Origin of the sequence: Succinimonas amylolytica DSM 2873 (assembly GCF_000378405.1) — a bacterium.
Taxonomy (GTDB): domain Bacteria; phylum Pseudomonadota; class Gammaproteobacteria; order Enterobacterales; family Succinivibrionaceae; genus Succinimonas; species Succinimonas amylolytica.
Genome location: NZ_KB899636.1, coordinates 801,591 through 827,896 on the forward strand (window position 1 = coordinate 801,591; position 26,306 = coordinate 827,896).

Here is a 26,306-nt window from a genome sequence, read left to right on the forward strand (position 1 = left end):
TGTATGCACTACCGCACCTGAAGTCGGGCATCTTCTGTTTCAGATATAGCTAGCCTCCTCAGACAGGTCGTAAATCAGGTTAAGAGCTTCCCGGGCTGTAAGTGTGTCAGGCCTGATATTTTTTATGATGGCAATGATTTTTCTGTATTCCTCGGGGATTTCACTGTTTTTGTCGCATATTTCGGTATCTTTTTTTTCCGTGGGGGCTTCCTGCTTTATTTTGCTGGCTAGAAGCTTCATACGTTTTCTGGCAGCAAGGATTACCTTTTTCGGGATTCCAGCCAGCTGAGCCACTTCAATGCCGTATGAGCTGGTGGCCGGGCCGTCTTCCGCACTATGCAGGAATACGATGGTTTCTCCAGATTTCACTGCTGAAAAATGCAGATTCCGGACGGTTTTAATTTCATTCGGGAGAGCAGTAAGTTCAAAATAGTGTGTTGAAAACAGGGTATAGGAGTTGTTTCCAGTAGCCAGCTGTTCTGCAGCAGCCCAGGCCAGGGCCATGCCGTCGTAGGTACTGGTACCGCGACCGATTTCATCCATAAGCACCAGACTTTTTTCCGTAGCATTGTGGAGGATATTTGCGGTTTCTGTCATTTCCACCATGAAGGTAGATCTTCCAGAAGCCAGATCATCACTGGCTCCGATTCTGGTGAATATTCTGTCAATGTCGGGAATAATGGCTTTTTCGGCTGGTACAAAGGAACCGCTCAGGGCCATGAGAACAATTATGGCGCACTGTCTCATGTAAGTGGATTTGCCTCCCATGTTTGGTCCGGTAATTAAAAGAAGCTTGTGTTCCTCGGTTACCGAAATGTCGTTGGGAATGAATTTCGCAGAACCTGCCTGTTCGATTACTGGGTGGCGACCCTTGGTAATGGAGATTTCGGAACTGTCGGTAAATTCCGGTCGTGTATAGCCATTTTCAAGAGCAGCTTTTGCCAGTCCGGAGAGCATGTCAATAGCTGCCAGGCTGCGGGACAGTTCCGAAAGTTCCTCCAAACGGGGCAGAATGCGGCCGATAAGATCATCATAAAGCTTTTTTTCTAAAGCCAAAGCTCTGCTTTGGGAAGAGAGAGCGGTTTCCTCGTATTCCTTTAACTCCTGAGTTATAAATCTTTCGTTGTTTTTAAGTGTTTGGCGTCTAATGTAATCAGGGGGAAGCCTGTTTTGTTCAGCCTGGGTTCGGGAAATTTCAATATAGTAGCCAGAGACCTTGTTATATCCGACTTTGAGTGTGCTTATTCCGGTGCGCTGTTTTTCCCGGATTTCCACATCGCGGAGATAGTCTTCGGCCCCTGATGACATGCTGCGGAGTCTGTCCAAATCCTGAGAATACCCCGGAGCGATAACGCCGCCATCTCTGATGACAGCTGGAGGGGTTTCATTTACTGCCTTTTCCAGAAGTTCCCTGATATCCGGAAGGACTGGCAGTTTATTCTGATATTCAGAAAGCAATCCTCCGGCAGAGTTCAGAAGTTCCCGTATATATGGTGTTACCTGGAGGGCCGTGCGGATTTTGCAGAGATCCCGGGGGCGTACGTTGCTAAGAGCCAACCGGGCTGTTACTCTTTCCAGATCCCCGATTTCCCTCAGATGCTCCCTGAGGCTTTCTGCTTCGGGACAGCGCTGAAGCTCACCAATAAGATCCAGCTTTCTGTTTATTTCCTTGCGGGATCGTACCGGGTTCAGCAGAGAGCGTTGCAGAAGACGGGAGCCCATGGGAGTAGCGGTCTGATCCAGGACTGAAAGCAGGGTATGTTCTCTGCCTCCCTGAAGGTTTTCGGTGATTTCCAGATTTTTCTGGGTACAGGCATCCATTACAAGATGAGAGTTTTTGCTTTCAAGACGCAGGGAACGAATATTAAGAAGTGCGGTTTTCTGGGTGTCTCGCACATAACTGAGAAGAGCGCCAGCCGGACAGATACCGATGGTAATGCCGTCGAGTCCGAATCCTGACAGATCTTTGGTTTTAAAGTGGCCTGTCAGAATGCGTTTTGAGGTTTCATAGTCAAATTCCCACACCGGGCGTCTTCGCAATCCGCGGAATTCGGAAATGGCATCCAGGGAGCGGCAATCTTCGGAATACAGAAGTTCAGCCGGCTTCAGACGCTCGAGAACCGCAAGAACGCCGGTGATATCATCGCTTTCAAGGCAGCAGAAATCTCCGGTGGAGAGATTTAGATAACTGAGTCCAAAGGCAAACTGATCACTGGAAAGACAGGCGATGAAATTATCCTGCTTTTCTTTGAGTAGTGCTTCGTCAGTAACCGTTCCAGGGGTGATTATTCTGGTAATTTTTCTTTCTACCGGACCTTTGGAGGTGGCGGGATCTCCAATCTGCTCGCAGATAACAGCGCTTTCTCCTTTGTCCACCAGCCTGGCGAGGTAGGTATCTACGGAATGGTAAGGAACGCCGGCCATGGGAATCGGCTGACCGTTCATGGTGCCGCGTTTTGTCAGAGTGATATCCAGAAGTTCTGAGGCTCTCCTGGCATCATCGAAAAACATTTCGTAAAAATCCCCCAGTCTGTAAAAGAGCAGGGTGTCCGGATACTGTTTCTTAAAGGAAAGGTACTGCTGCATCAGCGGAGTGATAGTATTGCTGTCTGACATTCTATTTTTCTGATTTAACTAATCGGTACTGACGGTGCAAAGTTTAACATAATGACCGGAAAATCATAAATGACATAAGGCCCTGACCTCGGTAAAATTTTGGCAACGGAGATGTTTTCGGTGATTGTGGAGGCGGGCCAAAATCTTATGTTTGGGCTTACACAATGGCGGATATTTTGAGAGGAGTCAGCTATGCCTGATGAGGGATTGGACATTAGATATTTGGATAATCAGATTAAGGATCTGGCTCGGAATACAGGAGCGGAGCTTAAGAGACTGGGGCTTGTGTCGGTGACCGCCGAGTCCTGTACCGGTGGCCTTGTCAGTGCAGCTCTGACCTCGGTTCCGGGATCTTCGGAATGGTTTGACAGAGCGTTTATTACCTATTCTAATGAAGCTAAGATGGAAATGCTGGGAGTGCGCGAGGGGACTCTGAAGAAGTACGGAGCTGTGAGCGAGGAAACTGTCCGGGAAATGAGCCTGGGGGCTCTGGCAAGTTCTCGGGGCGATATTGCAGTATCCCTGAGCGGTATTGCCGGGCCAGGTGGCGGTACGCCGGATAAGCCTGTGGGTACGATTTGGCTGGCATGGGCTTTCCGGGGGGAGATTTTGCACACCTGCAGAATCCGGTTTGCCGGAAGCAGGGAACTAGTAAGGAAACGTGCGGTGATACAAGCATTGACAGGTATCTATAATTTCTGTAAAGATAAAAGTGATAACAGAGGTGAAGATAAAAAATAATTTGCTATTAACAATTAACTATGTATAATAGCAATAAATGTTCGGTGTTTGGTTTTTTTACAGTACTGAAGTTCTGAACTTTGGTTCTGAAATCTCCAGACAGAGAATACTCCGGTCGGTGCCTGTGATCGTATGAACGGTGCTATAATGCCGGGGCGGCTTTCTGTGGAAAGTGGAACAGCCGGGGAATTTATTGGGATAAGGACTCAGGTATATACCGTCAGGTTTAACTGAAGGCCGTTTTTTAAATTTTTTAGCTAGTATTTAACAAGGAAATAAATTATGGCAGCTAAAGAAAAGGACGAAGAAAAGAACAGCAAGGCAAAGGCACTTCAGGCTGCAATGGAGCAGATTGAAAAGCAGTTTGGCAAGGGAGCAATCATGAGACTTGGCGAAAACAAGCTCATGAGTGACATCGAAGCAATTTCCACAGGTTCGCTGTCCCTTGATATTGCTCTGGGAATCGGCGGACTTCCACTGGGACGCATTGTGGAAATTTACGGACCGGAATCCTCCGGCAAAACCACGCTGACTCTTGAAATTATCGCTCAGGCTCAGAAGAAGGGAAAAACCTGTGCATTTATTGATGCCGAGCATGCGCTGGATCCGGTTTATGCAGCCCGTCTCGGGGTAGACGTGAATTCACTTCTGGTTTCGCAGCCGGATACCGGTGAACAGGCTTTGGAAATCTGTGATATGCTGGTCAGATCCGGCAGCGTGGATGTGATTGTGGTTGACTCGGTGGCGGCACTGGTTCCCAAGGCTGAAATTGAGGGAGATATGGGAGAGTCCCATGTTGGTCTTCAGGCACGTCTCATGTCCCAGGCGCTTCGCAAGCTGACAGGCAATTTGCAGCAGGCCAATTGTATGTGTATTTTCATCAATCAGCTGCGCATGAAGATCGGAGTGATGTTCGGCAATCCTGAAACCACTACTGGCGGCAATGCTCTCAAGTATTATGCTTCTGTGCGTCTGGATATCAGAAAAGGGGCGGCTATCAAGACCAAGGATGGCGATATTTTAGGCAATGAGACCAAGGTTAAAGTAGTGAAGAACAAAGTAGCGCCTCCTTTCAAGTCTGCAGAGTTTCAGATTCTTTACAACAAAGGGATCAGCAAGGGCAGCGAAATTGTTGATCTCGGTGTCAAAATCAAGGCTATAGTCAAGTCCGGAGCCTGGTTTTCCTATAATGGAGAAAAGATTGGACAGGGTAAGAGCAATGTTATTGACTACCTGGCCGAACATCCTGACGTCAGCGATGAAATCGAAGCTAAAATTCGGGAGTTTTACACCAATAAGGATGACTACAATGCCACTGCAGATGTCGGGGGTGATGTTTATTCTGAGGACGGTGAGGGTACCGATGATATTGAGGTAGCCCCGGAATTTGAAAAGGTGGAAATACCTGAAGATCTGTAATATGTTGTATCCGGTCATGCTCCGGTAGAGGTATGAGCGGCATTCAGGGGCGTCAGACTGTTTCTGATGCCCTTTTTCTTTTCGGCTTGCGAAATCATGTTATGTGAAGCCGTTGGAGGTTTTTATGGGTGCTGGTGATAATTTTGACAGGATTTATACTGTCGCCTTGAATATTCTTTCTCTGAGAGAACACTCTGAAAAGGAACTCAGGGAAAAGCTTGTTCGCCGGTTTGGTTCTGAAGAGGAGGCTATAAGCAGTGTTATTGCAAGGCTTTCCGAACGTAATTATCTTTCAGATGCCAGGTATGCCGAGATGGCAGTAAGACATTATTCCGGAAAAGGATATGGCCCGTGCAGAATCAAGATGGAGCTTCTGAAAAAAGGAGTGAATCCTGAGGAACAGGAAGCCTGTCAGGAGCTGGATGACGATGTGTTTGTGGCCCGGGCTCGCGAGCTTGCAGAAAAAAAATTCGGCAGTACAGAAGATATGGATTTTACTGTTAGGCGTAAAGCCATGGCCTTTCTTGCCCGCCGTGGCTTTACCGGAGAACAGTGTTTTAAAGCGCTACGAGCTGACCACTATGATTTTGATGAGTTTTTTTGAGTACTGGTGATGCGGATATGACGGTTTCAGGAAAGTGGTAATTCCTGTTCTCTGTATAATTTGCCCCCTCTTAATGCTATAATCTGCACGGTTTTATCCGGGGACGCTGTTAGCTTCCCGAAGCCGTGCCTTGCTCCAAGCAAGCATTATGTTTTGCAAGGTTCAGATAATTGAAAAGGTTTTTTGTATGTACATGACAACCTCGGAGATACGCTCTGCGTTTCTTGAATATTACCGGTCTCACGGACATGAGGTGGTACGTTCCAGCTCTTTGGTGCCGGTAAACGATCCTACGCTTCTGTTTACGAATGCCGGGATGAATCAGTTTAAGGATGTTTTTCTTGGCAAAGAGTCAAGAAGCTATAAGAGGGCAACTTCCGCTCAGCGCTGTGTCAGAGCCGGCGGTAAGCATAATGATCTTGACAATGTAGGTTATACCGCCAGGCATCATACCTTTTTTGAAATGCTCGGCAATTTTAGCTTCGGTGATTATTTTAAGAAGGATGCCATTCATTTTGCCTGGGGATTTCTGACCGGAGTGCTCATGCTCCCGGCGGAGAAGCTTACGGTTACTGTTTATCAGACTGATCAGGAAGCCTATGATATCTGGAACCAGGAGATAGGAATTCCTGCAGAGCGTATAGTTCGTATTGGCGACAACAAGGGAGCTCCTTACGCTTCTGACAATTTCTGGCAAATGGGTGATACTGGTCCGTGCGGCCCGTGTTCAGAAATTTTTTATGACCACGGTGCCGATATCTGGGGAGGTCCTCCCGGATCCGCAGAGGAAGACGGAGATCGGTTTATAGAAGTGTGGAACATTGTTTTCATGCAGTTTAACCGCAAGTCTGATGGCAGTTTCGAGCCTTTGCCGCATCCTTCGGTTGATACCGGAATGGGGCTGGAGCGCATTGCTGCAGTGATGCAGGGAGTTCACTCCAATTATGATATTGATCTTTTTAAAGAGCTTATAGCCGGTGCTGCGGAAATTCTCCAGGTTTCCGATCTTTCCAGCAAGTCTCTCAGGGTAATAGCAGATCACATCCGCTCCTGTTCGTTTTTGATTTGCGATGGGGTGATACCGTCTAACGAAGGCCGGGGATATGTCCTTCGCCGTATTATCCGCAGAGCAGTGAGACATGGCCGTCTTCTGGGAGCCAAAGAGGTGTTCTTCTATCGACTGGTGGAAAAACTTGTTGCGCTGATGGGGGAAGCATATCCGGAAATCAGGGATTCCCGGGCTCTCATTGAGAAGACTCTCCGGAAGGAAGAAGAGCAGTTTTTGAGAACTTTGGATCGCGGTCTTGAATTGCTTTCCGGAGAGCTGTCCAGACTTGGAGACAGCAAGGTTGTTCCCGGAGAAGTAGTGTTCCGTCTTTACGATACTTATGGATTCCCGGTGGATCTTACACAGGATGTGGTCAGGGACAATGGCTATACTGTGGATACTGCCGGATTTGATTCCGAAATGGAAAAACAGCGTAAAAGAGCCAAGGCAGCTTCTAATTTTGCGGTTGACTACAATAGTCAGCTCAAGGTTGCGGGAACCACTGAATTTACTGGATATGACCGGCTTGAGGATGAAGCGGTAATCCTGAATATTTTTAAGGGCATTGAAAGCGTTAGTGCAGTGGCAACTGATGAAGAAGCGGTTATCGTGCTTGATAAAACCCCTTTTTATGCTGAAAGAGGTGGTCAGGTCGGTGATACAGGTCTGATTCTCGGTGGTGATAATTTTGAATTTCAGGTTACTGATACCAAACATGCCGGGAATGCCGTAATTCATACCGGAAAGGTACTGCTCGGGGAATTTGCGGTGGGAGACAGGGTTTGTGCCAGGGTTGATGCTTCTGCCAGAAACGCTATTGCCCGGCACCACAGTGCTACCCATCTGCTGCAATCTGCCCTCAGAAAGGTGCTGGGGGATCATGTAACTCAGAAAGGATCATTTGTGTCCGGAGATAGGCTTCGTTTTGACTTTTCTCACGGCGAGGCACTGACAGTGGAGGAAATCCGCAGTGTTGAATCTCTGGTGAACAGCTATATTATGGCTGACCTTCCTGTGATTACCGCAGTGATGGATCTGGAAGCTGCAAAGGCTACCGGTGCCATGGCGCTCTTTAATGAAAAGTACGAGGGCATGGTAAGAGTAGTGAGCATGGGGGATGTCTCCCGGGAGCTCTGTGGCGGTACACATGTTTCTGCTACCGGCAATATCGGCTTTTTCAAGCTGATTTCTGACAGCGGAATTGCTGCCGGTGTTCGGAGAATCGAGGCTGTAACCGGCGTGGCAGCTATGGAATATACGGCTCTGATGTCCCAGGAACTGGAGAAGAGCGCTGGGATTCTCCGTAGTGAAACCTTTGGAGTTTATGATAAGGTCGTCGCTTTGGAACAGCATGCCAAGGATTTGGAGCATCAGAATTCCAGACTTCGTGAACAGCTGGCTCTGGCAGAGGCTAGGGGGCTTGCCGGATCTGTGGTTTCCGTAAACGGAGTGAAGACACTGGTGGCTACTCTGGATGCGGTTCAGGTTCCGGAACTTCGTATTGTGATGGATGACTTGAAAAATCGTTTAGGAAGCGCTGTAATTCTGCTGGCTTCCGTTAACAGCGGAAAAATTTCTTTCATTGCCGGAGTTACCACTGATTTGGTGTCTCGGGTCAAAGCCGGAGATCTGGTCAAATTTGTAGCAGCCCAGGTGGGCGGAAAGGGTGGCGGAAAACCGGATATGGCTCAGGCCGGAGGTACTGATACCGCCAAGCTGCCCCAGGCTATGAACAGTGCGGCTGGCTGGCTTGAGGAGCATTTGGGATAACCTGGGATATTATCCGCCGATGAATGAACCCCCGATTTTTGGGGGTTTTCTTTTGGGTGAAAACGAGCGAATTCTATCAGTTCTAGCTGTTTTTTCTGAATAGTCACTGATGAGGTATCATCTCCGTTTAATATCGGTATATGCGCCATTGCATTGTTTGCAAAGCTCTCTTAATTCTGAAAAAATTCAGACAGAAATTGATCAGCAATATCGGTAACAAGCTTCGGTGCATGAAAACGCTTTGCCAGGAAGGCATGATTTTCAATAGTTTGTGGCATTTTTATGTTCTAGGATTTAATTTTTTTTTACTTTTAGGATAAAAGCAGATATTATTTGTAGATAACCGGGTGACACTGGCAGAGAAACCACGAACAGCTTTATGCGGCTGGCAGTTTTTTCGGAGTTGAAAGTATGCTGATTCTGACGCGAAGACAGGGGGAGTCTATCATTGTCGGAGACAATGTCAGGATTACTGTCATTTCAGTAAAGGGGAATCAGGTTCGCATAGGTGTTGAAGCTCCGAAGACCGTTTCCGTACAACGTGAGGAAATTGCTGCGAGAAGGGATCAGGAGGCCGGTGCAACAGCTGATGGTAAAGCAGATTCAGAGTTCCCTCAGAAATTCTGAGACAGGATATTTCTATTTCGGTATTTCTTATCTAGAACGTTCTTCGTAGGTTTGTTTTTTTGTTTTATAATGTCTTGCACTGAGGACTACGTGTTCAGAGAGGTTTTGTTGCCGTGGTTTTCAGGTGATTCATACTTTTATTTGTAAAGGAATTAATATGAAAAAATTACTTGTTGCAGCAATTGCATTGACCCTTTCTGCTTCTGCATTCGCAGACTGGGAAGTTGTTGAGCAGAATGACCAGTCCGTAACTTTTGCTGATAAGTCTCTGGGGATTGCAATGAACGTTACTGCTGCTGGTAAATCTGGTTCTGCTTCCATTAAGGATGTTGCTGAAGCTGCGGCAAAGGATCTCAGCTGCGGTGATGTTTCTGAGGCTGCTATTGGTCAGTATCCTGCATACCACTTGAGTTCTTGCCCCGATGATGTACAGGTGTTTGTTGTTGATGATGGCAAGGACATTGTGGCCATTTCCGGCAAGTGCGGCAGTCAGGATGCCTGTGCTGCAGTTGATTCTCTTCTCGAAAAGATTATCAAAGAATAAGATATGATATTTGTGCGATAAGCGCAAAGGACCGTATTTAACGGTGGGGGCAGGGTGTTTATCTTGCCCCTTTTTGTATGCCATGATTTTTTATATCTCTTGGGTGCAGTCCTAGTTATGACTGCTGATAGTAGCTGCTGACGAATTGCAGGGTGGTTCAGTATTATAACGGTGTTTATATGGTTATAAAATGAACGAAATTATTTCCTCATCATGCAGGTTTGATAATATTTTTAAAAAATTCAGGCTTATCTATTGACAGATTTTCATTATCAAGTAAAATTAGCCCCGCAACGAACGAATAGTTGCGGTGTGATGACCGAGAGGCCGAAGGTGCTCCCCTGCTAAGGGAGTATACCCCAAAAGGGTATCAAGGGTTCGAATCCCTTTCGCACCGCCAGTTCGTTACTGCACCCTTAGCTCAACTGGATAGAGTACTCGGCTACGAACCGAGCGGTTGAAGGTTCGAGTCCTTCAGGGTGCGCCATTTCATCTCTTTGCACCCTTAGCTCAACTGGATAGAGTACTCGGCTACGAACCGAGCGGTTGAAGGTTCGAGTCCTTCAGGGTGCGCCATCTTTTTTCTCTTGATTCTTTTTTCCGGCGGTTTTCGTTCCTGTCTTGTGTCTGTAATCGGTTTTTGTTTATTCTGGTTTTTCATTTTATAATAGTCTCTTGATTCACTTGCAGCAAACGGTAATTTCCGGAGTTTAATCATGGTTGATGTGCTTGACTACGCAAAGAAGAATATGAGCACCCTGGAGGGGAATTCGGAACGAAATTATTTAAAAAGCCGCAAGGGGTCTAAGGAAGACTCGGAGCGAACTGCCCCGTATTCCTTTGAGGCTGAAAAAGCCTTTCTGGGAAGTATTCTTATTAGCCCTGGAAAACTGGACGCGGTTTCCAGCATTCTGAGTGCTGATGATTTCTATGATCCCAGGCATCAGCTTATTTACGAAGCCATGCTGAGTCTGGATAACAACCATCGCGTAATTGATACGATTTCACTGCAGGAAACTCTGGAAAATACGCAGAGTCTTGAAAAGGCCGGCGGTCAGGCCTATCTGCTGCAGCTGTTTCAGGCGGTTCCGGATACAATCGATGCGGTAACATATGCGCACACGATTGTTAATAAATCCCGGGCCAGAATGTTGCTTCGTGCCTGTCAGGAAATTGAAGAGGATGTTTATGTTCCCAGGGGGAGATCCATCGGTGATATTTTGAACGGCGCGGAGCAGAAGATTTTTCGGATATCCGAGAATTCTCTTCATAAGGGGGGCGGTCCGGTATCTATTACCAGGGTGACCATGGATCTTCTTAATACCCTCAGGGAGAATCAGAAAAATAATCTTTCCGGTATCACCGGCGTTCCTACCGGCTATAAATTTCTTGATCAGTATCTTTCTGGATTTCATAAGAGCGATCTCATTGTTATTGGAGCCCGTCCAGGCGTAGGTAAAACAACTTTTGGCATGAATCTGGTACAGAATGTGGCCATGAATCCGGATGTGAATTTTCCAGTATTGGTTTTTTCCCTGGAAATGCCGGCATCCCAGATTGCTGCCAGACTTCTGGCTGCCATGGCACATGTGGATCAGACAAAAATCCGTAACTCCAATTTGGATGATGATGACTGGGTGAATCTTATAGGAGTAGGGCAGACTCTGCTCAAAGAACGTCCTGATTGTATCTATATCGATGATACCCAGGGGCTGACACCGGCTGATATCCGTTCCCGCTCACGCAGGCTTAAGCAGGAAAAGGGCGGTATCAGTATGATCATGGTGGATTATCTTCAGTATATGCATATTCCTGGGTATGATGCCAATTCCCGTACCCAGGAAGTGGCTGAATGCTCCAAAAGTCTCAAAATGCTGGCTCGTGAACTAGATGTTCCGGTAATAGCCATGGCTCAGGTTAACCGCGGAGTTGCGGGACGTAAGGATAAGCGGCCGGGTAATGCCGATCTCCGTGAATCCGGTGCTATTGAACAGGATGCTGACGTTATCATGTTTATCCATCGTCCTGAAATGGATGATGACAAAAAGGATGATCCTTCGCAAATTGGAAAGGCGGAGATTATTATTGGCAAGCAGAGAAACGGTCCGGTAGGGATTGTTCCCATGGTTTTTCTTCATGAATATTCTCGTTTTGAAACAGTGGAGTTTAGTGGTGGTCCGGTACCCCCTCCCGGGGCCGAGTCATCTCCTTCAGGCAATTAAAGATGGGGGAATCATTGGGGGTAATATAATAAGCGGTCCGGAAGCTCGGTGAAGGTTTTCGGGTGTGAAAAGGACAGAGGATTTGTCAGATGGAAACCGTTTCTGTTGATATTGATTTGGCCGCATTGAAGCATAACATGGCTGTAATAAAAAAAATGGTACCTGACAGCAGGATAATTGCTGTGGTAAAGGCCAATGCCTATGGGCATGGTAGTGTAGCCTGCGCCTGTGCTATGGACGAATTTGCTTTCGGATATGCGGTAGCTCGTCTTGAAGAGGCTTGCGAGCTGAGGGAGGCAGGTATCACCAAGCCAATTGTTATGCTTGGAGGTTGTGCCTGTGTCGGAGATCTTGAAGATGTGGCAAGGCTCGATATTTCGGTAACGGTTCACAGCTTTGAAATGCTGGAAGAGCTTAAGTCCTTCTGCCGTGCTAATCCAGGCATTTTGCTCAGCGTTTGGTGTCAGGTTAATATTGGCATGCAGCGTCTGGGTTTTAATGAAGACGAAATCGCTAAAGCCATGGAGGATATTCGGAATTTTTCGGGATTCAGACATCCTGTGGGTATGATGGCGCATCTTTCATGCTCTGATGAGGCTGTTCTTAAGGATTATCATCTGAAACAACTAGCAGCTTTTAATCGAATGAGCAGGCATGCCGAAGGTGCGCTTTGTTTGGCCAATTCCGCCGGTATTATTTACTATCCTGACACTCATACCGAATTTGTGCGCCCTGGGATTATTCAGTATGGTATTTCTCCTTCATCGGGGCGCATCGGTGCCGATTTTGGTCTTCAGGCGGTAATGACTATGCGTACAGTGGTTTATGCAGTGAGGGAACTCTGCCAAGGGGATGCAGTTGGCTATGGTGCATCCTGGGTAGCCGACAGGCCCACTAGAATTGCCGTGCTGGGAGCAGGATATGCAGACGGCTACCCACGTTCTATGCCAAACGGTTCTCCGGTGTATCTCAATGGTACTGTGGTGCATACAGTGGGACATGTATGCATGGATATGATGTTTGTGGATATTGGGATGGATCTCAGAGTATCTCCCGGTGATGTCGCTGAGCTCTGGGGGCGTCATATTCCAGTTGAGAAAGTTGCAGAACTTACCGGAACAATTCCGTACGAACTGGTAACCAGACCTACCAGAAGGGTGCGTTATCGCTATCTTCCGGCATGATTGTTAGCTGATCTTACAGGTGGCTATCCGGCAAATGGCTGTGGGTGAGTCATTGTTATGGTCAGTCACCAGGTGTAAGAAAAAGCCTCGTAACACTCACTGTTCGAGGCTTTTTCAATTATATATACGGTACTGGGAGTACCTCTGATCAGGGGCCTTGTTCTGTTAGCCGTCAGAATTCAAACTTCGGACGTTCGTATTTGCGGGAAAGCTTAACTTCGTCTCCTTTCTCCTGCATGATATCCTCAAGCTTTTCCGAGGCCTCCTGCACCTTGTCTTTAAGATCTTCAGCAGCAGATTCGGCGGTAATGCAATTTTCGCTGTCTGGTCCAGCCTTGCATTCCTCCTCCATAACCTTTAGGGCCTCGTTGTATTTTTCAGTAAAGTAACGGAATTCAAGATCATCAGGAGCCTTAGTGCTGAAACCATGCTCATCGGCAAAAATGTAAAACCACGGATGTCCCCAATCCCATCTTGGAAAGATAAACTCCACAGCGTTGTCAGCTGTTTTGTACAGAGACGTGGCATAATTCAGCTGTCCCATTGACACTAAAAGTGCCAGTATGAGAACTGTGTAGATAACGACCTTGAAAAACATGTTGCAAACTCACTTATTATCGGTTTTGCCTGATCGGCGGTTTAATGCGGACTACAGGGACATATCACTGGATAGATTATATGAAAAAAAGCCGCTAGTTGGCATAAATTTGACCCGAAAAACCGCATTTTTATCACATTTAGACGTTTTGTTACTTCAATTCAATGCGCATGGATAGATCCAGTGCCTGAACATTCTTGGTCAGCGCTCCGACGGAAATGAAATCGACTCCGGTTTCGGCATAGCGTCTGATGGTTGAAATGTTAACATTTCCGGAAATTTCCAGTTTGGCTTTATGGTTGGTAATTTTTACTGCCTCTTCCATTGTCGGCAGATCAAAATTGTCCAGCATGATGATGTCGCTTTCTGCTTCCAGAGCTTCCCGAAGCTCATCTAGGTTTTCTACTTCAACTTCCACCATTTTATTTGGGGAAAGCTTTCTGGCAGTTTCCACAGCGGCAGTTATACCGCCACATGCCATGATGTGATTCTCCTTGATCAGATAGGCATCAAAAAGTCCCATGCGGTGGTTGTGACCGCCACCGGCAACTACCGCATATTTAAGAGCGGTGCGGAGTCCTGGTATGGTCTTTCTGGTATCAAGAAGGGTGCATCCGGTGCCTTCGATCTCACGGACGTATTCTGAAACCAGGGTGGCTACACCGGAAAGAGTCTGTACAAAATTCAGGGTGGTTCGTTCTGCCGTTAGCATGACCCTGGCATTTCCTTCAAGAGAAAACAGCTCCATGCCCGGGGTAACATGATCGCCATCTTTTACCTTCCAGGTAACTCTGACACGGTCTCCCAGCTGATGGTACACTTCATCCACCCAGGCCTTGCCGCAGAAGACCCCTGCCTCTCTGGTGATGACACGGGCGCGGTTGACATGATCTTCCGGGATCAGCTGGGCGGTAAGATCCAGAGAAGGATCCAGCTCGCCGCCGAGATCTTCTTTAAGAGCCAGTGCTACGGAATTAGTTATATCTTCGCTTAACATAGATAATCCTTGAATGATATACAGACCTGCAGTAACGGAATCGGGTAAGTCCCCGGAAAAACAGACCTGAGTCAGCAGATAAAAAACTGTCATGATTATACATCAAAAAGCCCCTGAAAATCAGGATGGCAAATTCGACGGCAGCGAATTCATTTCCATGCAAATCCAGCGGCAATTAATGATATAATCCGCTCCTGTTTTATGTCGGCGGTGTACCCCGTCCCCATTGCAGTCTGTTAACCGTTTAGGAAATAAAGCAAATGCTGGAAATATCAGCTCAGGAAAACCGTTTGTCAGCTCTCAGAGCGCGTGCTGACGTGCTCAGGGGGTATCTTTGACCTTGATGCGAAGAAAGAACGCCTTGAAGAGGTAAATGCGCTGCTTGCAGAACCGTCAGTATGGAATGATCGGGAAAAGTTTCAGAATCTCAGCAAGGAGAAAATCTCACTGGACTCTTGTCTGGACATGTTTCAGGCTATAGATCAGGGATTTCAGGACACTGAGGATCTTATCCAGATGACCCGGGAAGAAGAGGCTGAAAATCCTGAAGAGGCCCAGGCCTCATATGATGAAGCTGAATCTGAAATGAAGAAGCTTGATGGACGTCTCGGCGAACTGGAGTTTCAAAGGATGTTTTCCGGTGAAAATGATGCACGGGACTGTTACATGGATATCCAGTCGGGATCCGGGGGAACAGAGGCTCAGGATTGGGCCAGCATGGTTATGAGAATGTATCTCAAGTTTGCTGAAAAGAACGGGTTCAAGAGCGAGATTATCGAGCTTTCCGAGGGAGATGTGGCCGGTATCAAGTCTGTGACTATTAAGTTTACAGGCGATCATGCCTACGGCTGGTTCCGTACGGAAACAGGGGTACACCGGCTGGTGAGAAAATCTCCGTTTGATTCCGGAAACAGGAGGCATACTTCCTTCTGTTCTGCGTTTGTCTATCCGGATGTGGAGGACAATATCAATATTGAAATCAATCCTGCCGATCTTCGCATAGATGTATTCCGTTCTTCCGGAGCAGGCGGACAGCACATTAATAAAACTGATTCTGCAGTGCGCATAACCCACATTCCTACCAATACAGTGGTTTCATGTCAGAATGAGCGTTCCCAGTTTCAGAACCGGGATCAGGCTATGAAGCAGCTCCGTGCCAAGCTGTATGAACTGGAGCTTCGTAAGAAAGAAGCCGAGAAGCAGGCTCTGGAGGATTCCAAGGCTGATATTGGATGGGGCAGTCAGATTCGCTCCTACGTTCTGGATGATTCCCGCATCAAGGATCTCAGAACCAATTACGAGGTCAGCGACACGCAGTCGGTGCTGAATGGGGATTTGAAGGGTTTTATCGAAGAGAGCCTAAAGGCAGGTCTTTAAAATAGTGAGTAATAATTATGGAAAATCAGGAACAGGATCTTACAAACGAGCTTAATGTCCGTCACGAGAAGCTAGAGAAGCTTCGTCAGGAAGGAAATGCTTTTCCGAATGATTTTAGACGTGACCATATTTCCTCTCAGATCCGTGAGAAGTACGAAGCCCTTGACAATGAGATCCTTGAAGCCGAGAAATATCCGGTAAAGATTGCCGGGCGTCTGGTTGCCCGCCGTATTATGGGCAAGGCATCCTTCGGCAGCATTCAGGATATGGGTGGCAGAATTCAGATATATGCTTCCCGGGATTCTCTGCCGGATGGAGTGTATCAGGATGTTTTCAAAAAGCTTGATCTAGGTGATATTATTGGTGCTGAAGGCTATGTATTCAAGACCAAGACCGGAGAGCTGTCTGTGCACCTTTCCGCAGTCAGATTGCTCACCAAAGCTCTGCGTCCGCTGCCTGAAAAGTTTAAGGGGCTACAGGATCAGGAAGCCCGTTGCCGTCAGAGATATTTGGATCTGATCGCTAATGAGAAATCCCGCAATACCTTCATCATGAGATCCCGTATTATTCAGGAGATCCGCAGATATATGACGGATCACATGTTTATGGAAGTGGAAACTCCGATGATGCAGACGATCCCTGGTGGTGCTTCGGCTCGGCCTTTCATTACTCACCACAATGCTCTGGATATGGATATGTATCTCCGTATTGCTCCGGAGCTTTTCCTTAAGAGACTTGTTGTCGGCGGTTTTGAAAGAGTTTTTGAGATCAACAGGAATTTCCGTAACGAGGGCATTGATGTCCGGCATAATCCGGAATTTACCATGATGGAGTTCTATATGGCCTATCATGATTTCAATGATCTTATAGATCTTACCGAAGATCTCCTGAAAACCCTGGCCGGCAAGATTCTGGGCGATACCAGAATACATTATGCCCGTGAGGGCGAAGAAGGCTTCGATATTGATTTCGGCAAGCCTTTCGACCGTCTGACAATGAAGGAAGCCATTCTTAAGTATAACAGCTGGATCAGCCCTGAGGATTTGGAAGATTTTGATCGGGCAAAGGCAATTGTGGAAAAGCTTCATGTAGATATTCTCAGTACCTGGAAGCTGGGCCATCTGGTTTCCGCAATTTTTGAGGAGACCGTTGAAGATAAGCTTATCAATCCGACCTTTATTACTCAGTATCCTTTTGAGATTTCGCCATTAGCAAGAAGAAACGATCAGAATCCTGACTATACAGATCGCTTTGAGTTCTATATTGCCGGCCGTGAACTTGGTAACGCCTTCTCCGAGCTGAATGATGCCGAGGATCAGGCTGCCCGTTTCAGAGCTCAGGTGGAGCAGAAGAATGCTGGCGATGATGAGGCTATGTACTATGACGGAGACTTTATCACAGCCCTGGAGCACGGGCTTCCTCCGACTGCCGGAGAAGGAATTGGCATTGATCGGCTGGTAATGCTTTTCACCAATAGTCATACCATTCGCGATGTCATTCTTTTCCCGACATTGCGGCCCACAGTTAAAAAGTAGTTAAAATATCTGCTGTGAAAATGAAAAGAAGGGGGACAGGTTCTCCCTTTTTGTTATAATTACTGACCATAAAGACCGTGTTTTGCTGAGGATTAAAAAATGATTCATGGTTCAATTGTAGCCCTGGTTACTCCGTTTAAAGACGGAAAGCTTGATGAAGATGCTTTGCGCCGTATGGTGGCGTGGCATGTGGAACAGGGAACTGATGGCATAGTCCCTGTAGGAACCACCGGTGAATGTCCTACACTGTCTCATGATGAGCATTTCCGGGTTATTGAGATTACTTCCGAAGTTGCCAAGGGGAAGTGTGCTATTATTGCCGGAGCCGGTTCCAATAATCCTGTAGAGGCCATTGAGTATACCCGTGCAGCGGAAAAATTTGGCGCCGATGCTACCCTTCATATTGCCGGATATTACAACCGTCCCAATCAGGATGGTCTCTATGCCCATTTCAAAATGGTGCATGATGCCACAAATATTCCCATTATTCTTTATAACGTTCCGGGACGGGCTGTGGTTAACATACAGCCGGATACCGTGGCGCGTCTTGCTGAACTCCCTCGGGTAATCGGCATTAAGGATGCCACCGGAGATCTGGCACGGCCGTGGATTGAAAGACTCAAGGTCAGGAAGAAGGATTTTATCTGGCTGTCTGGAGAAGATGCCACTGCAGTAAGCTATGATGTGGCCGGAGGGACAGGTGTGATTTCCGTTACTGCTAATGTGGCTCCGCGTTTGGTGCACGAGGTGCAGGAGCTCTGTCTTGCTGAACGCTATGCTGAGGCCAGAGACAAGCAGGATCGTCTGACGAGGCTACACAAGCTGATGTTTAAGGAGCCTAGCCCGGCGGGTGCGAAGTATGCCTGTTCGCTTCTTGGTCTTTGTACTGAAGAGTGTCGCCTGCCTATTACTCCGTTGTCTCAGGAAACAAAGAATGAGATAAAAGCGGAAATGGAGGCTTTGAGCCTGATCTGATGCTTTTTGCGAAGGACGCAGGGATAAAATTTGAGGCTTTATCCATTACACTGTGGATAGAGCCTTTTTTAGCTTTACCGGTTATATGGGATTACAAGAATGTCTGAAAATGCAACTTCGGATGGAAGTGACGTTTTCGCTTATGCGGAAAATTCGGAAATTAAATCGCCCGGGATTGTAAGAGAACTGGATGAGAACGGTTCCTATGTCCGGCACCGGCTGTCGTCTGCCGATGCCGAACAGGATTATCGGAACCGACGCATTAAAAGCTTTGTGGTGCGGGAGGGGCGTTTAACAGCCGGACAGGAGCATGCTCTGACCGAATATTGGAAGGATTACGGTATTGATTATCAGGACCGGCCGCTGGATATTTCCGGGGTATTTGGAAGAGTGGCTCCTCTGGCTCTGGAGATTGGTTTCGGCATGGGAAAATCGCTGGTGGAGATGGCAGTCAGGGATCCGGTACGGGATTTTATAGGAATTGAAGTGCATACTCCAGGAGTGGGGGCCTGCATTATGGCCGCTCATGAGGCAGGTATTTCAAATCTCCGGGTTATTCATTACGATGCAGTGGATGTGCTCAGCAACATGATTCCCGACGGGGTAATTGACCGGTTGCAGCTTTACTTTCCGGATCCGTGGCACAAGGCCAGACACAAAAAGCGTCGTCTGGTGAAGCCTGATTTTATGGATTTGATTATTCCGAAGCTCGCGGTGTGTGGCATTATTCACATGGCTACTGACTGGGAACCATATGCGCAACAGATGCTGGAGGTTCAGAGTGAGGATTCCAGGATTGAAAATCTTTCTCCGGACGGTACTTTTGTTGAAAGGCCTGATTATCGGCCGCTGACAAAATTCGAAGCCCGGGGGCAGAGACTGGGACACGGGGTATGGGATTTGCTTTTCAGGAAAAAACAATGCAATTAAGTGAAAGATTCCGGGAACTTGATTCCTGGTATCGAGGGATTTGCCCTGATGACATGATGTCTCTGGAGATGGTGAGCGGTGACGCCTCATTTCGTAAATTTTACCGGAGCAGACATGGTATTCTGATGGATGCTCCTCCGGAAACTGAAAAAAATCGCGAATTTATGGAATACAGCCGCTTGCTGAATTCTGCCGGAGTGCTGGCGCCAGAGGTTCTGGCTGCTGATATTTCCCGAGGGTTCCTTTTAGTTTCGGATCTCGGAAATAACACCTTTGCTTCCGTACGCACATCAGAAAACGAAAAAGTTCTTTATGAAAGAGCCACGGATCTCCTGATAAACATGACACGAGTGCCGTGTGCCACACTCCCCCCCTATGATCAGGCATTTCTGGATCGTGAGGCTGGTATTTGTCTGGAATGGTATTTTGAAAAAGGAGAAGGACAGTCTCTTCGCGGGAATACCCTTGAAACCTTTGACCATATGAAGGATCTTTGGAGTCGGGTATTTCTAGAGCAACCGGTTATTGCGGTGCACCGGGACTACCACAGCAGGAATATTATGGTTCTTAAAGACGGTTCTCTTGCGGTGGTGGATTTTCAGGACATGGTTAGGGGCCCGCTGACATATGATCTGGTATCTCTTGTTGGAGACTGTTATTATGAACTGTCCCAGGAGCTTCGGGATGATCTTCTTGGGAGAGCCTATGACAATTATAGCCACGCGGGCTTTCTGTCCGGAGTTTCCTACGGCCATTTTGAAAGATGGTGTGATTTCACCATGCTGCAGCGTCATGTGAAATGCGTCGGCATTTTTCGCCGTCTTTATCTTCGTGACGGTAAATCCGGCTATCTTAAGGATATTCCCCGGGTTATGAGATACATAAAATCCTGCACTGAAAAGTACGGAGAACTGAAACCTCTCTGGGATCTGTTCTCCGGTACGGAATATGGAATTTCTGTGGAAAAATCGGAGAATGTATGCATACGGCAATGATTCTTGCTGCCGGACGCGGAGAAAGAATGCGTCCTTTGACTGATACTATCCCGAAGCCTCTTCTGAAGGTGGGAGGAAAACCTCTTATGGTTTACCATATCGAGCGTCTTGTCAGCCTGGGGATATGTCATATAGTGATAAATCATGCCTGGCTGGGAAAATGTATTGAATCGTTTCTGGGCGATGGCAGCCGTTACGGGGCAAAAATTGAGTACTCTCCCGAGATTCCCGGTGGCCTGGAGACCCTTGGAGGGCTCAGACACGCACTGCCTCTTTTGGGCGAGGAGCCGATACTGGCGGTGAATGGGGATATCTATACGGAATATGATTTTAGAAAACTAACGAATCTTTCCATGAATGATCGGGACTGTCACATGGTGCTGGTTCCCAATCCTCCACACCATCCTGCCGGTGATTTTTCCCTGAATGCAGACGGTGTGGTTATGGATATGCCTGGGTATACCTTTAGTGGGATAGCAGTTTATCGTCCCGCTGTCTTCAGAGATGTTCCCGAGGGACGGGCTCCCCTGAAGCCTTTTTTTCAGAAGCTCATTCATGAAGGTCGGATATCTGGCGAAGTGTCGGATGCCTTTTGGTGCGATGTAGGAACGCCAGAGCGGCTTCGGGAGCTTGACAGGAGTCTCAGAGCCGGTCTTGACAGCGGGGAGGAACATATCTGATGCCGGAATTTCTGCGAGTGTTTTTAGGGTTCGGGATCAGGCTCCTTACTGCGTGTCTGATTGTTTTTATCTATATTCAGATTTTCGGGATAATTTTTTCGCCGTTTTTCTTGCTGGGGCTGTTTCTATTTTTTTTTGGGGTTCCCTGTTCTATTGCCATGCTGGGATTTGCTTATGTGCTGGAAAGAAAGCACAATCCTTGGTATGGCCCCAGGAAACTTACGGCGGAGGAACGCAATATTTTGCAGACCGGAACCTTCAGACTTGCTGGATATGTTGCTGCCGGTGAAGGGGCGGTCAGTTCCGAGCATGTTGCCAAGGTAAAGGAATATATGCAGGTTCTGACTTCGGATTCCGTGCGAAGGGCAGAACTATTCAGGGCTTTTGAGGAAGGTAAGGCGGGGGGATATGATCCAGAGCCTGACTGCCTGGCCATCAGAACCGCGGTGCATGATGGCAGAGTTTTTAAACACCGGTTAGTGGAATTCCTGATTGAGGTTCTTTTTGCGGACGGGGTGATGCAGCCCGGGGGGTATTCCCGCCTCGCCAGTGTGTCGTTCAATCTCAAGGTTCCCACTTATGTTATGGAACGGCTTATCAGGCAGGCTCAGGCCATTGCCCAGTTTAAGAGTTTCTTTAACGCGGGAGGATTCAGTTCTCAGGATCGCTTTTACCAGAGTAACTCCGGAGGTCAGAATTCCTATGTCCCACATAACGATATTGTGAATGCTTACAAGGTTATTGGGGTTCCCGATGGTTCTGATTTTGAGACTGTCAAGAAGGCCTATCACCGCATGATGCGCAAGTATCACCCTGACAGGCTGCAGGCTCAGGGGGTGAGTGAGGAGATGATGCGTGCCTATACTGAAAAAGCTCAGAATATTCAGCAGGCCTACGACCTTTTAAAAAGACATCTCAATAATTGACATTCTCCCATGGCGGGAATTTCAAATATACATGAGCCCGCGTTTTTCTGACATGCGCGGGCCTTCATTTATATGATGTCTGGAGCAGACGTTTGAATTCACTGCTGTGAATGTAGTTTTGTTCAGACGATTCTGTTTCTTTCCTCTCCTCGGATAAAGGCCTCCATGTTTTTTACAAGCTCGCCTCCAATCTTTTTGATAGCTAGATCACCCAGCCATGCGGTATGCGGGGTAATAATAAGGTTACCGGTTTTCAGAAGCGGAAGAAGAGGATTATCAGGATCAGCAGGTTCCTTTTCAAGGGTGTCAAGTCCGGCACCTCCTAGGTGCTCCTGAATCAGAGCCTTTGCCAGTTCCTGCTCGCAGACGATGCCCCCCCGGCCGGTATTAATTAGCAATGCTCCGGGCTTCATTAGGGACAGCTCCTTTCCGGCGATGAGATTCCTGGTTTCTGGGAGGTAAGGGCAGTTTATGCTGATAACATCAGCCTCTTTCAGTCCTTGGTAAAACGGCACCCTTCCGGGACGGCATTCTGAAGCTTCCTTTCTTTCTGATACCATGATTTCCATATTAAAGCCATTACTTGCGATTTCGGCGATTCTTTTGCCAATGGCTCCCATACCGATAATGAGCAATTTTTTTCCGAAAAGATCGGTTATGGGATAATTCATTAGACAGAAATTATGCTGTTTGCTCCATGTAAGATCGGAAACCCGTTCCCGGTATTTGATAATGTTTCGTGCCAGGGTCAGCATCATTCCTACGGCATGTTCTGCTACTGATTCAGTGCCGTACCCCCTGATATTGGCCAGAGCCACGCCGTGTTCTTTACAGGCGGCGGTATCAATATTGTTGTATCCGGTGGCCAGCATGGCGATCATTCTAAGATCCGGGAGTTGGGCCAGTATTTCGGAGGTGATGCGGAGCTTGTTGATTATTAGGATCTGATATCCCTGAGCCTTTTGAACCAGTTCGTCCTGTGTGGTATGGTACAGGCGATCCCAGATATGGGGAAAATCCGGAGGAGGAAAGGCCATGTCGGGATGTTCGGTGTGGGCTTCGGGACTCAATATTCTGATGGTATTCATGAGACTTCCTTAGAAATTCTGGATACGGGGATCTATTTTACCTGTTGCGGGCACTGCAGTTCAAAGATGATTCTCTGTTAACTTGCCGGAGACAGTATTTTTTGTCTAAGCCTGTGTGGATTCACGATTAATGGAAGTTGAACTCCGATTTGACGTGTTCCTTCATCATATGAATATCATGTTCGGCCCGGGCACGGTCCAGGATGGCCTTGACTGCCAGATCCACCGGACTGGATTCCCTGTAATCGGCATTGAATATCAGGGATACCCTGTTGCCGCCGCAGGCTATTTTTTCTACCTGTGCCCGAGCCTCCGGGGAACGTTCGTCAAAAACAGCTACTGAAGAACCTCCGGCACTTGTTAGCACCCGGAAGCAGGGGATGTCAGTGGCTCCGTCCCCGATGTAAAGCATATAGTGAAAAGGAATTATGCGTTTTTCATCTGGTACGAAAGCATTCACCAGCTCATTATTGCTTTCGTCAAGAACCCCTTTATTAATCCTGAAAAGATACTGGGTTTTTGAGGTGTAGTTAATAGCAGTTCCCGGCCATACGGCAGTGCCGGAATCATCATATATGAAGCTGGAGGCGAATATTTTTTTAAAATGTCTGGCAATTGACGAACCTTCTATAATTTCTCTGGTTCCGGTGGAAATGATGTAGTGAGAGATACTGATATTCTGCTGTCTGCCGTATTCGTTAATGCGTTCAAACCAGTTTTCCACTCCAGGGAAAAGCTGGATGTTTCTGCCGCAGCTTCGGAGGTAGTCACGGGTAACCCGAATGCCGCATTTTCGGGCTTCTTTCAGCATGGTAAAGAGGTATCCCAGAGTCTGATCTGTATCCGGGGGGCACTTTCTGGTCATTTCCCAGAAATCCCGGGGATTACGATATCCTAAGGAGGGAATGAAAGAGTATTCTTGCATGTTTCCGGGACTGAGTGTTCCGTCGAAGTCATAGGCAATGGCAAAGCTGAAGATGTCGCGCATCGAAGTATCCTTGAAGATGTGCTGCGGGAAAGACTCCTTCCAGTATACATAACCACTTAGCTATCACCGATATTTTTTCTATTTTACCATTTCAAATTTGTTTGCGGGGTGGCTTTTGCTGTCAGAAAAGCCTTATTGGAACGGTAAATGGGGGATCATGTCTGAAGGTCATTCTTTGATTGGACACTGGATGGTAAAAAGTGAGAGACCAGGCATGAAGCTGCAGATTAGGAACCATTTCTCTTATTTCCGGAGAGGCATAGAGATGATCTCCGAGAATGGGATGTCCGATTTCTTTCATATGAACTCTGAGCTGATGGGATCTTCCGGTGAGGGGGTGCAGTCGTACCAGACTGCGGGATTTGTCTGGAGCAGTGAAAACAACGGTGTATTGGGTTATGGCCTCTCTGCCGTTGTTGAAATCCACTATCTGATAGGGGCGGTTGGAAAAATCGGTGATCAGTGGAAGTTTGATTACTCCCTCTGGACTTTCTGGTTCTCCGTAAACCCAGGCATAATAGATTTTTGAAGTACTCCGGTTTTGAAACTGCTTTCCCAGAATTCCGGAGATCTTGCTGTTTTTGGCAACGACCATTATTCCGGAAGTGGCCATATCCAACCGGTGGACTGCCTGGGCATCGGGGGCCTCCCGGCGTACTCTGGAGATGATGCTGTCATTATGTCTGGGGTCTCTTCCGGGAACGCTGAGAAGACCGCTAGGCTTATTTACCACAATAATGGCATCGTCATTATGAATAATTTCCAGAAACGGTTCCAGAGGAGGGGTGTATATGAATTCGTTCGGCATGCTGTAATCTCCTGTCGAAGAGGTATTATATCAGAGGCTTCTGGTGATTCCGGCATTGACTTTTCAGAAGCCTGCAGAGTTTCTGGTATCCTGTGCTCCGAAAATACCCGCGTAATCAGTGTATAATGCAGGCAGTGATTTTAGTCTGGGCGGGCTGTCTCCGTCGAACCGGTTCTGGATGCGGGACTTTTCGGCACAGGCGGGATAAGGAAAAATCGAACCCTGAAACATTTCTTTGAGAGAGAATTATTGATGTCGGTACTTCAGATTACAGGTTACGGCGGAGTCAACAAGCTGTCATTCACGGAGGACTGGCCCCTGCCTCCGCCGGGAGATGATCAAGTAAGAGTAAAAGTGCTCGCAGCCGGTGTAAATGTTATTGATACTAAAATCCGACAGGGAACCAGTTTTGCAGCTAAAAGCCGTGGAGAACGTTTTCCCTGGGTGATTGGTTTTGACATGGCCGGAGAGATTGTCAGAGGGCGGCAGGATTTCAGAAAAGGAGAGCTGGTTGCAGGTTTGGTAGGCTTCCCTATGGATGGCGGAGCCTACAGTTCAGAGAATAATTTTAAACTTGCCGAACTTGTGAAAATTCCCAAAGGCTGTTCTGTTAAGGCGGCAGGAGCGTTACCCTTGGCCGGACTTACTGCTTATCAGGCTCTTTTTGATGTTGGTCGTCTCAAGGCCGGTGAAAGCGTGGTGATTTCCGGTGCTTCCGGCGGTGTGGGGCATCTGGCGGTACAGCTGGCCAAAAGAGCCGGTGCCAGAGTTCTGGCCATCTGCTCGGAGAAAAATTTTGATTTTGTCAAGGATCTGGGGGCTGATGAAGTGGAATCATACGAGGAGGATTCCTATATGCACTGGCAGAGTGAGGCCGATATGGTGCTGGATCTTATCGGAGGTCAGAGCGGTATCAACTGTCTTTCGCTTCTGAAAATCAAATCGCGGATGGTATCAGTGCCCACGGTTACCTATCAATCAGTGAAGCTGGCAGCTTCCAATCTTTCCTCGGAGGTTCTGGGCATGGTGGTCAAGCCCAACAACGAACAGCTCAGAAATCTTTTGGATATGCTGTCCCGTGGGGAGCTCAGGGTTCATATTTCGGAAAGTTTTTATCTGAGAGACGGCATCCGGGCTCATTCGGTTATTGGAAACGGTCATGCAGTGGGAAAGCTAATTCTGCTTCCTAACGGCATTGTCAGGGAGGTCTGATTTCGTTGTAGTATATGGCTTAACTAGAACTTTCCCAAATCGTAATACTATACATTCTTTTTTGGTCTGCCAGGAGATCTTTTAGTTGGTACTTCATCTTGTGGTAAAAGAGACAACTTTTGAAGTACCTTAACCTGAGACGGATTCATATTTATAAGTTGCCAATCACCCGAGTTAATTCTGGCTTGCTTAGCTCTTTTTAAAATTGACATGATTTTTTTATAGGTAAAAGTGTTCAGTAATTCAGCCTTATCAAATTTGTTAATCAATTTAAATGATAGAACAGTTGACAGGAAATTGCAGAATTCACTTCCTATGATTGAGTAATCATCATGCACTCTGGTTTCATCAAACAGACACGCATTTTTATAGAATCTCATTACAATTTCGATTTGCCACCTTTCTTTATAGATTTTGTAAAC

Annotated in this window: 22 protein-coding genes, 3 tRNA genes and 1 pseudogene; 19 read left to right on the plus strand and 7 right to left on the minus strand. The window is 47.3% G+C overall.

All coding sequences use genetic code 11. The annotated features are described in order from the left end of the window. Nucleotides 1–39: 39 nt before the first annotated feature. Nucleotides 40–2,616, minus strand: coding sequence for a DNA mismatch repair protein MutS (gene mutS, locus F557_RS0103590; protein WP_019000892.1), 2,577 nt, complete (start codon nucleotides 2,614–2,616; stop codon nucleotides 40–42). Between the two features lie 192 nt (nucleotides 2,617–2,808). Here mutS and F557_RS0103595 point away from each other — a divergent pair, with 192 nt between their 5' ends. From F557_RS0103595 to alr, 11 genes are all read left to right on the plus strand, one after another. Then, nucleotides 2,809–3,357: a CinA family protein gene (locus tag F557_RS0103595; protein WP_019000893.1), complete on the plus strand. Its 549-nt coding sequence runs from the start codon at nucleotides 2,809–2,811 to the stop codon at nucleotides 3,355–3,357. 282 nt (nucleotides 3,358–3,639) lie between these two features. After that, complete coding sequence (gene recA / locus F557_RS0103600; RefSeq protein WP_019000894.1) at nucleotides 3,640–4,776, plus strand: recombinase RecA; 1,137 nt, start codon at nucleotides 3,640–3,642, stop codon at nucleotides 4,774–4,776. Between the two features lie 124 nt (nucleotides 4,777–4,900). Beyond that, nucleotides 4,901–5,380, plus strand: a complete 480-nt coding sequence (locus tag F557_RS0103610; RefSeq protein WP_019000895.1) for a regulatory protein RecX — start codon at nucleotides 4,901–4,903, stop codon at nucleotides 5,378–5,380. 187 nt (nucleotides 5,381–5,567) lie between these two features. Beyond that, a complete protein-coding gene (gene alaS, locus F557_RS0103615; protein ID WP_026297733.1) occupies nucleotides 5,568–8,198 on the plus strand; it encodes an alanine--tRNA ligase in 2,631 nt (876 codons plus the stop codon). Between the two features lie 411 nt (nucleotides 8,199–8,609). After that, nucleotides 8,610–8,825, plus strand: coding sequence for a carbon storage regulator CsrA (csrA, locus tag F557_RS0103620; RefSeq protein WP_019000897.1), 216 nt, complete (start codon nucleotides 8,610–8,612; stop codon nucleotides 8,823–8,825). Between the two features lie 157 nt (nucleotides 8,826–8,982). Then, a complete protein-coding gene (locus tag F557_RS0103625) occupies nucleotides 8,983–9,369 on the plus strand; it encodes a hypothetical protein (RefSeq protein ID WP_019000898.1) in 387 nt (128 codons plus the stop codon). A 309-nt stretch (nucleotides 9,370–9,678) separates the two neighbouring features. Next, a tRNA-Ser gene (locus F557_RS0103630) sits at nucleotides 9,679–9,769 on the plus strand. Between the two features lie 10 nt (nucleotides 9,770–9,779). After that, a tRNA-Arg gene (locus F557_RS0103635) sits at nucleotides 9,780–9,856 on the plus strand. A 12-nt stretch (nucleotides 9,857–9,868) separates the two neighbouring features. Beyond that, a tRNA-Arg gene (locus F557_RS0103640) sits at nucleotides 9,869–9,945 on the plus strand. 140 nt (nucleotides 9,946–10,085) lie between these two features. Further along, a complete protein-coding gene (gene dnaB / locus F557_RS0103645; RefSeq protein ID WP_019000899.1) occupies nucleotides 10,086–11,591 on the plus strand; it encodes a replicative DNA helicase in 1,506 nt (501 codons plus the stop codon). A gap of 89 nt (nucleotides 11,592–11,680) precedes the next feature. After that, a complete protein-coding gene (gene alr / locus F557_RS0103650) occupies nucleotides 11,681–12,775 on the plus strand; it encodes an alanine racemase (protein WP_019000900.1) in 1,095 nt (364 codons plus the stop codon). Between the two features lie 172 nt (nucleotides 12,776–12,947). Here alr and F557_RS0103655 read toward each other — a convergent pair whose 3' ends face one another. Together F557_RS0103655 and nadC are read right to left on the minus strand one after the other, a co-directional pair. Continuing rightward, nucleotides 12,948–13,373, minus strand: coding sequence for a hypothetical protein (locus tag F557_RS0103655; protein ID WP_019000901.1), 426 nt, complete (start codon nucleotides 13,371–13,373; stop codon nucleotides 12,948–12,950). 151 nt (nucleotides 13,374–13,524) lie between these two features. Next, nucleotides 13,525–14,370: a carboxylating nicotinate-nucleotide diphosphorylase gene (nadC, locus tag F557_RS0103660; protein WP_026297734.1), complete on the minus strand. Its 846-nt coding sequence runs from the start codon at nucleotides 14,368–14,370 to the stop codon at nucleotides 13,525–13,527. A 260-nt stretch (nucleotides 14,371–14,630) separates the two neighbouring features. On the opposite strand from nadC, the gene prfB reads away from it, so the two are divergent. The 7 genes from prfB (at nucleotide 14,631) to F557_RS0103705 (ending at nucleotide 21,788) form a co-directional block, all read left to right on the plus strand. Beyond that, nucleotides 14,631–15,747 (plus strand): peptide chain release factor 2 gene (gene prfB, locus F557_RS0103670; protein ID WP_157617738.1). Its coding sequence is split into 2 segments (ribosomal slippage): nucleotides 14,631–14,705 and nucleotides 14,707–15,747, totalling 1,116 coding nucleotides; the frame shifts between segments, so codons are not numbered across the junction. A 17-nt stretch (nucleotides 15,748–15,764) separates the two neighbouring features. Further along, nucleotides 15,765–17,282, plus strand: coding sequence for a lysine--tRNA ligase (lysS, locus tag F557_RS0103675; protein WP_019000905.1), 1,518 nt, complete (start codon nucleotides 15,765–15,767; stop codon nucleotides 17,280–17,282). A gap of 99 nt (nucleotides 17,283–17,381) precedes the next feature. Next, the gene (gene dapA / locus F557_RS0103680; RefSeq protein WP_019000906.1) at nucleotides 17,382–18,257 is read left to right on the plus strand and encodes a 4-hydroxy-tetrahydrodipicolinate synthase; all 876 of its coding nucleotides are present in this window, start codon (nucleotides 17,382–17,384) and stop codon (nucleotides 18,255–18,257) included. Nucleotides 18,258–18,356: 99 nt separating this feature from the next. Further along, a complete protein-coding gene (trmB, locus tag F557_RS0103690; RefSeq protein ID WP_019000908.1) occupies nucleotides 18,357–19,187 on the plus strand; it encodes a tRNA (guanosine(46)-N7)-methyltransferase TrmB in 831 nt (276 codons plus the stop codon). After that, on the plus strand, nucleotides 19,178–20,182 hold the full coding sequence (locus tag F557_RS18665) for an aminoglycoside phosphotransferase family protein (RefSeq protein ID WP_019000909.1): 1,005 nt from the start codon (nucleotides 19,178–19,180) through the stop codon (nucleotides 20,180–20,182). The genes trmB and F557_RS18665 overlap by 10 nt, the downstream gene beginning before the upstream one ends. Beyond that, nucleotides 20,167–20,862, plus strand: coding sequence for an N-acetylmuramate alpha-1-phosphate uridylyltransferase MurU (murU, locus tag F557_RS0103700; RefSeq protein ID WP_019000910.1), 696 nt, complete (start codon nucleotides 20,167–20,169; stop codon nucleotides 20,860–20,862). The genes F557_RS18665 and murU overlap by 16 nt, the downstream gene beginning before the upstream one ends. Further along, nucleotides 20,862–21,788, plus strand: a complete 927-nt coding sequence (locus F557_RS0103705) for a DnaJ domain-containing protein (RefSeq protein ID WP_019000911.1) — start codon at nucleotides 20,862–20,864, stop codon at nucleotides 21,786–21,788. The genes murU and F557_RS0103705 overlap by 1 nt, the downstream gene beginning before the upstream one ends. 122 nt (nucleotides 21,789–21,910) lie before the next feature. Here F557_RS0103705 and F557_RS0103710 read toward each other — a convergent pair whose 3' ends face one another. From F557_RS0103710 to F557_RS0103720, 3 genes are all read right to left on the minus strand, one after another. Beyond that, nucleotides 21,911–22,876 (minus strand): NAD(P)-dependent oxidoreductase, encoded by a 966-nt coding sequence (locus F557_RS0103710; protein ID WP_019000912.1) that lies wholly within the window; start codon nucleotides 22,874–22,876, stop codon nucleotides 21,911–21,913. 127 nt (nucleotides 22,877–23,003) lie between these two features. Beyond that, entirely contained in the window at nucleotides 23,004–23,864 is an 861-nt protein-coding gene (locus F557_RS0103715) for an HAD family hydrolase (RefSeq protein WP_019000913.1), read from the minus strand. Between the two features lie 121 nt (nucleotides 23,865–23,985). Then, complete coding sequence (locus F557_RS0103720; protein WP_019000914.1) at nucleotides 23,986–24,672, minus strand: pseudouridine synthase; 687 nt, start codon at nucleotides 24,670–24,672, stop codon at nucleotides 23,986–23,988. Nucleotides 24,673–24,924: 252 nt separating this feature from the next. Here F557_RS0103720 and F557_RS0103730 point away from each other — a divergent pair, with 252 nt between their 5' ends. After that, entirely contained in the window at nucleotides 24,925–25,884 is a 960-nt protein-coding gene (locus F557_RS0103730; protein WP_019000916.1) for an NADP-dependent oxidoreductase, read from the plus strand. Nucleotides 25,885–25,931: 47 nt separating this feature from the next. On the opposite strand, the pseudogene F557_RS22920 reads toward F557_RS0103730, so the two are convergent. Further along, nucleotides 25,932–26,306: pseudogene (locus F557_RS22920) on the minus strand (transposase); the annotation flags it as partial.